This window comes from Bacteroidales bacterium, from assembly GCA_014860585.1.
Classification (GTDB): Bacteria; Bacteroidota; Bacteroidia; order Bacteroidales; family 4484-276; genus RZYY01.
Genome location: JACZJL010000071.1, coordinates 1 through 10,754, shown reverse-complemented (window position 1 = coordinate 10,754; position 10,754 = coordinate 1). Strand labels below are relative to the sequence as shown.

At 45.6% G+C, this 10,754-nt stretch carries 9 protein-coding genes; all 9 read left to right on the top strand.

All coding sequences use genetic code 11. The annotated features are described in order from the left end of the window. Window positions 1–784 precede the first annotated feature (784 nt). Window positions 785–2,632: a type IIA DNA topoisomerase subunit B gene (locus IH598_07725; GenBank protein MBE0638392.1), complete on the top strand. Its 1,848-nt coding sequence runs from the start codon at window positions 785–787 to the stop codon at window positions 2,630–2,632. 93 nt (window positions 2,633–2,725) lie between these two features. Next, window positions 2,726–3,340 carry a V-type ATP synthase subunit E gene (locus IH598_07720; GenBank protein MBE0638391.1) on the top strand — a complete coding sequence of 205 codons (615 nt, stop codon included), beginning with the start codon at window positions 2,726–2,728 and terminating at the stop codon, window positions 3,338–3,340. Between the two features lie 7 nt (window positions 3,341–3,347). Further along, window positions 3,348–4,205, top strand: coding sequence for a DUF2764 family protein (locus IH598_07715; GenBank protein MBE0638390.1), 858 nt, complete (start codon window positions 3,348–3,350; stop codon window positions 4,203–4,205). A gap of 26 nt (window positions 4,206–4,231) precedes the next feature. Beyond that, window positions 4,232–4,678 carry a DUF3332 domain-containing protein gene (locus IH598_07710; protein MBE0638389.1) on the top strand — a complete coding sequence of 149 codons (447 nt, stop codon included), beginning with the start codon at window positions 4,232–4,234 and terminating at the stop codon, window positions 4,676–4,678. Between the two features lie 30 nt (window positions 4,679–4,708). Continuing rightward, a complete protein-coding gene (locus IH598_07705; GenBank protein ID MBE0638388.1) occupies window positions 4,709–6,472 on the top strand; it encodes a V-type ATP synthase subunit A in 1,764 nt (587 codons plus the stop codon). 32 nt (window positions 6,473–6,504) lie between these two features. After that, window positions 6,505–7,830, top strand: coding sequence for a V-type ATP synthase subunit B (locus tag IH598_07700; protein ID MBE0638387.1), 1,326 nt, complete (start codon window positions 6,505–6,507; stop codon window positions 7,828–7,830). 45 nt (window positions 7,831–7,875) lie between these two features. After that, the gene (locus tag IH598_07695) at window positions 7,876–8,481 is read left to right on the top strand and encodes a V-type ATP synthase subunit D (GenBank protein MBE0638386.1); all 606 of its coding nucleotides are present in this window, start codon (window positions 7,876–7,878) and stop codon (window positions 8,479–8,481) included. Between the two features lie 11 nt (window positions 8,482–8,492). Beyond that, window positions 8,493–10,286: an ATPase gene (locus IH598_07690; GenBank protein MBE0638385.1), complete on the top strand. Its 1,794-nt coding sequence runs from the start codon at window positions 8,493–8,495 to the stop codon at window positions 10,284–10,286. A 46-nt stretch (window positions 10,287–10,332) separates the two neighbouring features. Further along, window positions 10,333–10,754: V-type ATP synthase subunit K (locus IH598_07685; GenBank protein ID MBE0638384.1), on the top strand; the 422-nt coding region annotated here is incomplete at its 3' end.

The window sequence follows — 10,754 nt, the reverse complement described above, 5'->3', positions numbered from 1 at the left end:
TTTTGGAGGTCATTTATCGAAGAAGAAAACCTTATCTTGATACAAAACCTTAGTAGAAAACGTATTCAATTGATTCACATAACCTTATTACCTTATTGGTTGACTTTGCAGGCGATTCACCGTGTGACTTTTCAACATGCGCCAGTCACCCGGTGAATCATACCAAAGTGCCACTGAATTTGAAATTTTTGTGGATTTCTGATCGAATTCACCGGGTAACTTCCAAGTTTTACTGTCACCCCTTGAATGTTACCAAACACCCACCAAACCTGTAACTGCGATGAACTTCAGGTGATTCACGGGGTGAATGATCTTTTATGAATGATATCATCTTTTATCGTGAAAATAAGGTAATAAGGTTGGAAAGCATGATGGTTGCTCAGTTCTACTAAGGTTGAAGATGGAAATAAGGTTTTCATCTTTTGGAGGTCATTTATCGAAGAAGAAAACCTTATCTTGATACAAAACCTTAGTAGAAAACGTATTCAATTGATTCACATAACCTTATTACCTTATTGGTTGACTTTGCAGGCGATTCACCGTGTGACTTTTCAACATGCACGAGTCACCCGGTGAATCATACCAACGTGCCACTGAATTTGAAATTTTGGTGGATTTCTGAGCGAATTCACCGGGTGACTTTCCAGGGTTTGTTCCAAAGGCATCCCTCCGGAAAATCCCTGTCAGGGCTGTTTATTCACAGCTTGCTGTTGGTAACTAAACATTTTGCAGGGGCGCACATTACCCTTTGAAAGATTACTTTTGCAAAAATTTTCCTTAAACCATGGCTTTTGAATACAGTGAAGATCAGGTACGCACACTCGAATGGAACGAGCACATCCAGACCCGGCCCGGTATGTATATCGGCAAGCTGGGCGACGGCTCCTCGCAGGACGACGGCATTTACGTGCTGATCAAAGAGATCATTGACAACTCCATTGACGAGTTTGTGATGGGCAACGGCCGCAGAATTGACATCACCATTGACGAAAAAACGGTGACTATCCGCGACTTTGGCCGTGGCATTCCACTGGGCAAGGTGATCGAGTGTGTGTCGAGGATCAACACCGGCGCCAAGTACGACTCGGTGGCTTTTAAAAAGTCGGTAGGGCTGAATGGCGTTGGCTCCAAAGCGGTGAACGCGCTTTCCTCTTACTTCAGGGTTCAATCGATCCGCGAAGGCAAAACCAAAGTTGCAGAGTTCAGCCAGGGAGTGATTGTCAACGACCTTCCTGAAATGCCAACTGATGATCGCAACGGCACATTGGTAACATTTACTCCTGACACCACCTATTTCGGCAACTTTCACTTTATCCCTGAATATGTCGAAAAACTGCTCTGGAACTATGTTTTCCTCAACAACGGCCTGTCGATCTATTCCAATGGCGAACGCTTTTATGCCAAGAATGGGTTGCTTGATCTGTTGGAACGCTACATCAATGGTGATGCGCTGTACCCGATTATTCATATTACCGAAGGAGATTTTGAGTTTGCTTTTACCCATATGTCCAATCAATGGGGCGAAGAGTACCATTCGTTTGTAAACGGGCAAAATACCACACAGGGCGGGACCCACCAGGCTGCTTTCAGGGAGGCGGTGGTAAAAACAATAAGGGAATTTTTCAAAAAAGATTTCGATCCCGGAGATGTTCGCGCCTCAATGGCTGCCGCCCTCAGTATAAAAATTCAGGAGCCTGTCTTTGAGTCGCAAACCAAAACCAAACTGGGTTCAATGTACATGGAGCCTAATGGCCAGACAGTGCGTAACTATGTGATTGACCTGGTGAAGCGCCATCTTGACAACTACCTTCACATGAATCCCGACATCGCCGATGCCATTTACCAAAAGATCATGCGCTCCGAAAAAGAGCGGAAAGAGATCGCCGGCATAAAAAAACTGGCGAAGGACAGTGTGAAAAAGGCCAGTCTGCATAACAAAAAGTTGCGTGATTGCCGCATCCACTACAACCAAAACCATGAGCGCCGGCTCGAGACCACGCTGTTCATCACTGAAGGAGACTCAGCCAGTGGAAGCATCACCAAGTCGAGGGATGTGAATACACAATCGGTATTTTCGCTCAAAGGCAAGCCGCTCAACAGCTATGGCATGACAAAAAAAGTGGTGTATGAAAATGAAGAGTTCAACCTGCTGCAATCAGCGCTCAACATTGACGAAGACCTCGAAAACCTGCGCTACAATAACATCGTGATCGCCACCGATGCCGACGTGGACGGGATGCACATCCGGCTGCTGCTTCTCACTTTCTTCCTCCAGTTTTACCCCGATCTGGTTAAAGCAGGCCATGTCTATATCTTGCAAACTCCGTTGTTCAGGGTAAGGAACAAAAAGGAAACAATTTACTGTTACAGCGATGAAGAGCGGCAGGCGGCCATCAAAAAACTCGGCGCCAATCCTGAAATCACACGATTTAAAGGACTTGGAGAAATATCTCCTGACGAGTTCAAACATTTCATTGGCGCCAATATGCGTCTTGATCCTGTTATCCTCAGGAAAGGACAATCCATCAAAGAAATGCTCGAATTCTACATGGGCAAAAACACCCCAGACCGCCAGTCGTTTATTATCAGGAACCTACGTTATGATGAAGTGATGGTAGAAAGTGCTATGTGAGCTAGTTTTGTTTTTTAATTATAAGAATTGAACGAGTTAAACTGAAAACTGTATTTTTGCCCACTGTTTTAAAAAGGGAAAATTTCTAATCTTATGAATGATAAACTACAGGAGTTAACCAAAAAAATCTATGATGAAGGCCTGGAAAAAGGCAAAACTGAAGCCCGGGAAATCGTCGAAAACGCTAAAAAAGAGGCCGAAGAAATCCTGAGCAAGGCAAAAAAAGAAGCCCGCCAGATAGCCGAACAAGCAGCTAAAGAAGCCGAAGAACAAAAGAAAAATGTACACTCAGAATTAGTCCTGTCCTCAAGGCAAGCTTTTTCGACAGTGAAACAAAAGGTTGCCGAAATGCTCAATCAGAAAGCAGTGGAACAGGCACTTGAGAAATCGTTTGACGACAAGGATTTTGTGAAGAACCTCATCACCAGGCTGGTTGAGCAGTGGGGCGAAATCAGCAAATCCAACCAGGGAGTGATGGTATTCCTGTCAGAAAAAGACCGCCAGCAACTCGAAAGCTACCTGATGGCCAAAGTGGCTGGAACCATTAAGCAAGGCATGGAGATCAATTTTGAAGAAGGGATAAAAAGCGGTTTCAGGATCGGCCCGAAAGACCAAAGTTTCAAGATCAGTTTCACCGACAAAGATTTCGAAAACTTCTTCAAACAGTTCCTCCGTCCAAGAACCCAGAAATTTTTCAACGAGGAATAAATAAGCCATGCTGTTTACATCCAAAACTGAATATTTCTATTTGGTTGCAGGCCTCCCGGACCTGCTGCTCGACGAAGGCAAGCTAAAACTTGCAGCAGCCGACCTCCGGGAAGACTGGAAAGACGATCTGCATCCGGACGATTACCAGCTTTTCAAAGAGTTGTTCAGGAAATACGACAACACCAACCTGTTGAATCTTTTGCTCAAATCAGGTGTTGATTTTGACCCACGGGGCAATTATTCGCTGGATTTCCTCGAAGAACAGATCAAAGAACCCACCAGGGATATTTTGCATTACATGTACCATTTCATTCTTGATTTCAAGGCTGAAAACCAGGACGATATGGCCAAAAGCTGGGAGAATATTCTTGAAGAGCGTTTTTTTAATTACCTCGGCACACTCGAAAATACGTTCCTCAAATCATGGTACGAACTGCAGCTTAGCATGGGCAACGTGCTTACGGCGCTCAATTGCAGGCAATACAAACTACCGGTTGAACCACAAATGATCGGAAGTAACTTTGTTGTCGAAAATGTTTTACGAAGCAACGCCCGCGATTTCGGACTGATGCAGGATTTTCCTGAAGTGGAACAAATTTTGGCTGCATGGGAAAACAACAACATGCTTGACCGCGAAAAAGCGTTGGACCTGATGAAATGGCAATGGATTGACGACCAGGTATTTTTTCATTACTTCACCATCGAACGATTGCTCGCTTTTGTCATTCAGTTGGAAATGGTTGAGCGCTGGCTGCTCCTCGATCGTACTGAGGGCGAACGGTTATTCAGAAAGCTTCTGAAAAATTTAGGAAGCAGTTACGAACTGCCCGAGGAGTTTAACTTGCAATTTATATCCAGAAAATAATTATTAACTATTTAACATTCAGTAATATGAAAAAAATCAAATCCTTTTTACTCGCTGCAATTCTTCTTGGCACAGCCTTAACACAACAAAGTTGCATGGGTTCCTTCGCACTGACCAACAGCCTGTACGATTGGAATAAAACGTCAGTTAGTGGAAAATGGGGACAAGAGCTTGTTTTCGTCGCTTTAGTCATTATACCGGTTTATGAAGTGTGTTTGTTTGTTGATGGCATTGTGCTCAATTCCATCGAATTCTGGACGGGCAATAGTCCTTTGGGTATGGCTCCTGGCGAAATCGAGACAAAAATTGTGCAGCACGATAATGATATTTATAAGTTGACGGCGGAAAAAAATACCATTACTGTTGAAAAAATCGGAGGGGAAAATACTGGCGAAACCGGTCAGTTCCTTTACGACGAAGCAACCCAGACCTGGGCTTTTGTAAACGCCGAAGCTGAGTATCAACTCAGGTAAAAAGTAAATATTTAACTGAAATCATTCGAAATGACAAAAGGATTAGTAGCAGGAATTATTGCCAACCTTGTAATCGTTGATGTTGATGGGCCGGTTTCACAAAACGAAATCTGTTTCATCAAGCTCAAAGGGGTACCGTTGATGGCAGAGGTGATCAAAGTCATGGGGCAAAAAGCTTATACGCAGGTATTCGAGAGTACGCGTAATCTGCGTATTGGCGATACTGTAGAATTTGCCGGACACATGCTCGAAGCCACACTTGGCCCGGGCATCTTGTCGAAAAACTTTGACGGGTTGCAAAACGACCTGAACAAAATGGAAGGGGTTTTCCTCACCCGTGGAGAATACACCGACCCCCTGGATTTTGAGTCAAAATGGGAATTTAAACCGTTGTCGAAGGCAGGCGACCTTGTTGAAGCCGGTTCCTGGCTGGGTGAAGTCCAGGAAAACTGGATTGCCCATAAGATCATGGTTCCGTTTAAATTCAAGGGAAAATTCACCATCAAAACGATCGTTGGTGCTGGCACATATAAAATTACAGATACAATTGCAGTTGTAGCAGACAGCGACGGCAAAGAGCACAAGGTTACCATGGTTCAGAAATGGCCGGTAAAGCTTGCTATCAAAGCTTACACAGCCAAGCCGCGTCCATTCAGGATGATGGAAACCGGCGTCCGCTGCATTGACTCGCTCAACCCAATCGTGGAAGGTGGAACCGGATTTACACCGGGACCTTTCGGGACTGGAAAAACCGTGTTACAGCACGCCCTTTCAAAACATGCCGAAGCCGACATGATAGTGGTTGCTGCCTGTGGTGAACGTGCCAATGAGGTGGTGGATATTTTTACCGAGTTCCCCGAACTGGATGACCCACGCACCGGAAGAAAGCTGATGGAACGTACTACTATCATCGCCAACACATCCAACATGCCGGTTGCAGCGCGCGAAGCTTCCGTTTACACCGCTATGACCATCGCAGAGTATTACCGATCGATGGGATTAAAAATATTGTTGCTGGCCGACTCCACATCACGTTGGGCACAAGCACTCCGGGAAATGTCGAATCGTATGGAAGAACTTCCCGGGCCGGATGCTTACCCGATGGATTTGCCTGCTATCATCTCGAATTTTTATGCAAGAGCCGGATTTGTGTATTTGCCAAACGGAACAACCGGAAGTATCACCTTCATCGGCGCTGTATCCCCTGCTGGTGGTAACCTGAAAGAACCCGTTACCGAATCCACCAAAAAAGCAGCCCGCTGTTTCTACGCACTCTCCCAGCAACGAGCCGACAGCAAGCGCTACCCGGCAGTTGACCCTATTGACAGCTATTCAAAGTACCTCGAATACGACGAGTTTATTGAGTACCTCAGAGAGAATGTCTCCGATCACTGGCTCGACCAGTTGCTGTATGCTAAAAACCTTTTAATCAGGGGAAAAGAGGCTTACGAACAGATAAACATTCTTGGTGACGATGGTGTTCCGGTAGAATATCATGTCAGGTTCTGGAAATCCGAGGTGTTTGACTTTGTTATTCTTCAGCAGGACGCCTTCGATGAAGTGGACTCCTCCTCTCCTATCGAAAGGCAGAAATACATGATGGACCTGGTGATCAATATCGTAAAAGATCAGTATGATTTCGATTCATTCGACGAAGTCAACAAATACTTCCGCCAGGTGATCAATATCCTCAAACAGATGAATTACTCCAAATTCAATTCGGATGACTTCAAAAAGTTTGAGCACCAACTCGAAGAAACATTGGAACAACGCAGGGTGGCGCAAACAGCCTGACCGCATTAATTAAGCAAATAAAACATCAGATAATGGAAACTCAGGCATTTCAAAAAATTTATACCAGGCTCACACAAATAACCAAAGCCACCTGCTCGTTGCAGGCCAAAGACATCGGTTACGACGAACTTGCGCTGGTAAACGGCCGCCTGGCACAGGTGGTCAAGATCATCGGCGATATTGTTACACTCCAGGTTTTTGGTGGTACCGAGGGCATTCCCAGCAATGCTGAAGTAACTTTTTTGGGTAAAGCTCCAACGCTAAAGGTGAGCGACGAACTGGCAGGACGCTTTTTTAATGCTTACGGCCTTCCTATTGACGGCGGCCCGGAGGTTGAAGGAAAGGAAATCGAAATTGGCGGACCATCAGTAAACCCGGTACAACGTAAGAAACCAAGTAACATGATCTTTACCGGCATTGCAGGTATTGACCTGAACAACTCGCTGGTGACCGGTCAGAAAATACCGTTCTTTGCTGATCCTGACCAGCCTTACAACCAGGTAATGGCCATCGTGGCACTGCGTGCAAAAGCCGATAAAATCATCCTCGGTGGCATGGGTCTGACCAACGACGATTATCTTTTTTACAAAAATATTTTCGACAACGCCGGCGCGCTCGACCGCATCATCAGCTTTGTAAACACCACTGATGACCCGCCCGTTGAACGATTGCTCATCCCCGACATGGCGCTTACCGCTGCTGAATATTTTGCTGTTCAGAAAAATGAAACCGTCCTTGTCCTCCTTACCGATATGACACTGTACGCCGATGCGTTGAGTATCGTTTCCAACAGGATGGACCAGATCCCGTCGAAAGACAGTATGCCCGGCTCATTGTACAGCGATTTGGCAAAGATTTACGAAAAAGCAGTGCAATTCCCGGCCGGTGGCTCTATCACCATCATCGCGGTGACCACACTTTCGGGTGGCGACATCACTCACGCCATCCCTGACAACACCGGTTACATCACCGAAGGACAGCTGTTCCTGCGCCGTGATACCGATATCGCCAAGGTTATTGTTGACCCGTTCCGCAGCCTTTCCCGTCTGAAGCAGAATGTAATCGGAAAGGATACCCGGAAAGATCACGCCCAGGTGATGAACGCCGCCATCAAGTTATATGCAGAGGCAGCCAACGCCAAAACCAAACTGGAAAACGGTTTCGACCTCACCGACTTCGACGAACGGTCGCTCGATTTTGCAAAGCAATATTCCAACGACATCCTTGCCATCGACGTGAACATAACCGGCGAAGAAATGCTTGACAAAACATGGGCACTGTTTGGTAAATATTTCTCACCCACCGAAGTGGGAATCAAACAGGAATTTGTGGATAAACACTGGCCTAACGGCAAGTAATATCCACTCATACAAAACAATTTGCAGTCATCAGAAATTTAGATTATGGCAATAAAATTTCATTACAACAAGACCTCACTTCAACTGCTAAACAAGCAGCTTAAGGTTCGTGTGAATGCCCTTCCAACATTGAAAAACAAGGAAGCTGCGCTGCGCACCGAGGTGAAAAAAGCCAAAGATGAAGCTGCACGTCTCGATAAGGTGTTGGATGAAAAGATCAGGGCAAACGACAATACGCTCAGGCTGTGGAATGAATTCAATCCCGACCTGGTTACGATCAAAGATGTGAAACTCTCGGTGAAAAAGATCGCCGGGGTAAAGACGCCCATTCTCGAAGAAATCGAATTTGATATCAAGGAGTTCAGCCTGTTTAAAAATCCAACCTGGTACCCCGAAGGGATTAAAGTCATAAGGGAACTGGCTCATATTGCCCTTGAACGGGATGTGTATGATCGTAAAACCCAACTGCTCGATTTTGCCAGGAAAAAGACTACACAGAAAGTAAATCTTTACGAAAAGGTACAAATTCCGGGATACGAGGAAGCCATCCTAAAAATCAAGCGCTTCATGGAAGACGAGGAAAACCTCTCCAAATCGGCGCAGAAGATTGTGAAAAGTCGTATGGAACAAAAAGAAAGCGAGGCTGCCTGATGATCGTACCAATGAAAAAATATGCCCTCCTGATCCACCACACGGATTACCACCAGTTTCTTGTCGATTTGCAGGACCTTGGCGTAGTGGATGTTGTGGACAAAGGCATAGAACCCGACGAAGCTACTGCCGCAGAAATTCTTCGCCTTCAGCAATTTGACAAAACCATCAAATTCCTCAAAACTAAGGAAGCCGAGGCACAGGACACGACTACCGACAAATCAGCCGATGAAATTCTCGACACCATTTTGCAGGTTCAAAGCGAATATGAATCGCTGAAACAAAAGATGGCCACACTCGACAAATCCTATCGGGCTTTGCATCCCTGGGGAAATTTCTCTGTGGAAGATCTGAAAAAGCTTGCTGACAATGGTTTTCATATCCGTTTTTATGAAGTTACGGAACGGAAATTTCAAACTGCTTGGGAGCAGGAATTTAATCTTGAAGTGATCAGCCGAAGCGAAGGTCAGGTCTATTTTATTATTGTTCAGCGCGAAGGCGAACACATCGAAATTGATGCCGATGAGGTGAAAGCCCCTGAGCGTCCTGCATCTGAGGTAGCTCAAGAGAAAAACCAGTTGGTTTCCAGGATGGAAGAGATCAATCTTTTCATTCATGGTAATGCCAGAGCGTTTATTCCTGTGCTACAAACTGCGCGTGATCTCAGGGAAAATAAAATTTCATTCAGCCGGGTAGTCCGGAATACCGGAAAAGAAGCTGCCGACCGACTGATGATCATCGAAGGATGGGTGCCGCAATCCAACATTGAAAAGGTGAATGCTTTCCTTGGTGAAAAGGAAGTCTTTTACATTACAGCCGATCCGGATAAAACTGACAAGGTACCGATCATGCTCAAAAACAGCAACTTCAGCAAGCTTTTCGAGCCCATCGGCAAACTCTACTCCCTGCCAAATTACAAAGAACTTGACCTGACCCCGTTTTTTGCACCTTTTTTCATGCTCTTCTTCGGCTTTTGCCTGGGAGATACCGGTTACGGACTGCTCTTCCTGATCGGCGCCACGCTGTTCAAGAAAAAAGTCAGCACCGACATGCGACCGGTATTAACCCTGCTGCAATGGCTCGGTGGTGCAACCGTCATTTTCGGCGCCATCTCAGGAACTTTCTTTGGGATGAACCTCATCGAAATGATTGATGATGGAAAACTCACCTGGCTGCGCTCGATGAGAGCCTACATGCTCGACTCAGAGAAAATGTTCTACTTTGCACTGGTACTCGGCGCCATCCAGATCGTTTACGGAATGTTTATCAAAGCGGCCAATCTCATCAAACAAAATGGCATTGCCTACGCATTGACCACGATCGGCTGGATCATCATGATTCTTGGACTTGTCGCCATTTTTGCTTTAAAAAACGAAGACAATGCAGGGCTGATGAATATCCTGATGTATGCTGTCTTTGCAGTTTCAGGCGTATTGATCCTCTTTTTCAACAATCCGGGTAAAAACGTATTTATCAATTTTGGCGGCGGTATCTGGGAGGTTTATTCCATTGCCACTGGTGTTTTAGGCGACTTGCTTTCATACATCAGGTTGTTTGCTTTGGGTGTTTCCAGCGGAATTTTGGGATATGTATTTAATGACCTGGCTTTTCAAATGAGTGGAAGCACTCCGGTGGTCAGTCAGTTGATATTTATCATCATCCTGCTGATCGGTCACGGGTTGAATATCTTTATGGCCACGCTCGGCGCCTTTGTCCATCCGATGCGTCTAACTTTTGTGGAGTTTTATAAAAATGCCGGATTTGCCGGAGGTGGCAAGGCTTACAGTCCATTTTCAAGAAAATAATTAATCAAATCAATCGAATAACATTTAATTTTAAGGAGAAAAACGTATGACATTAGCTCTAATTTTAACCTACGTCGGGTTGGCACTGATGATCGGCCTTGCAGGTATCGGCAGTGCTTACGGAGTAACCATGGGGGGAAATGCCGCCATTGGTGCACTCAAAAAAAATGATGAAGCATTTGGTAACTTCATGCTTTTAAGTGCTTTGCCCGGAACCCAGGGACTTTATGGTTTTGCAGGATTCTTTGTGATCAACAATTCAGGGGTCATTTCTCCCGACATGACCATCCTCCAGGGGGCTGCCATTTTCGGCGCCGGGGTTGCACTCGGGCTGGTAGCGCTCTTTTCGGCCATCAGGCAGGGTAGTATCTGCGCCAATGGTATCGCAGCCATCGGTTCGGGTTACGACGTGTTCGGAAAAACCATGATCCTCGCTGTATTTCCTGAGTTGTATGCAATCGTTGCCTT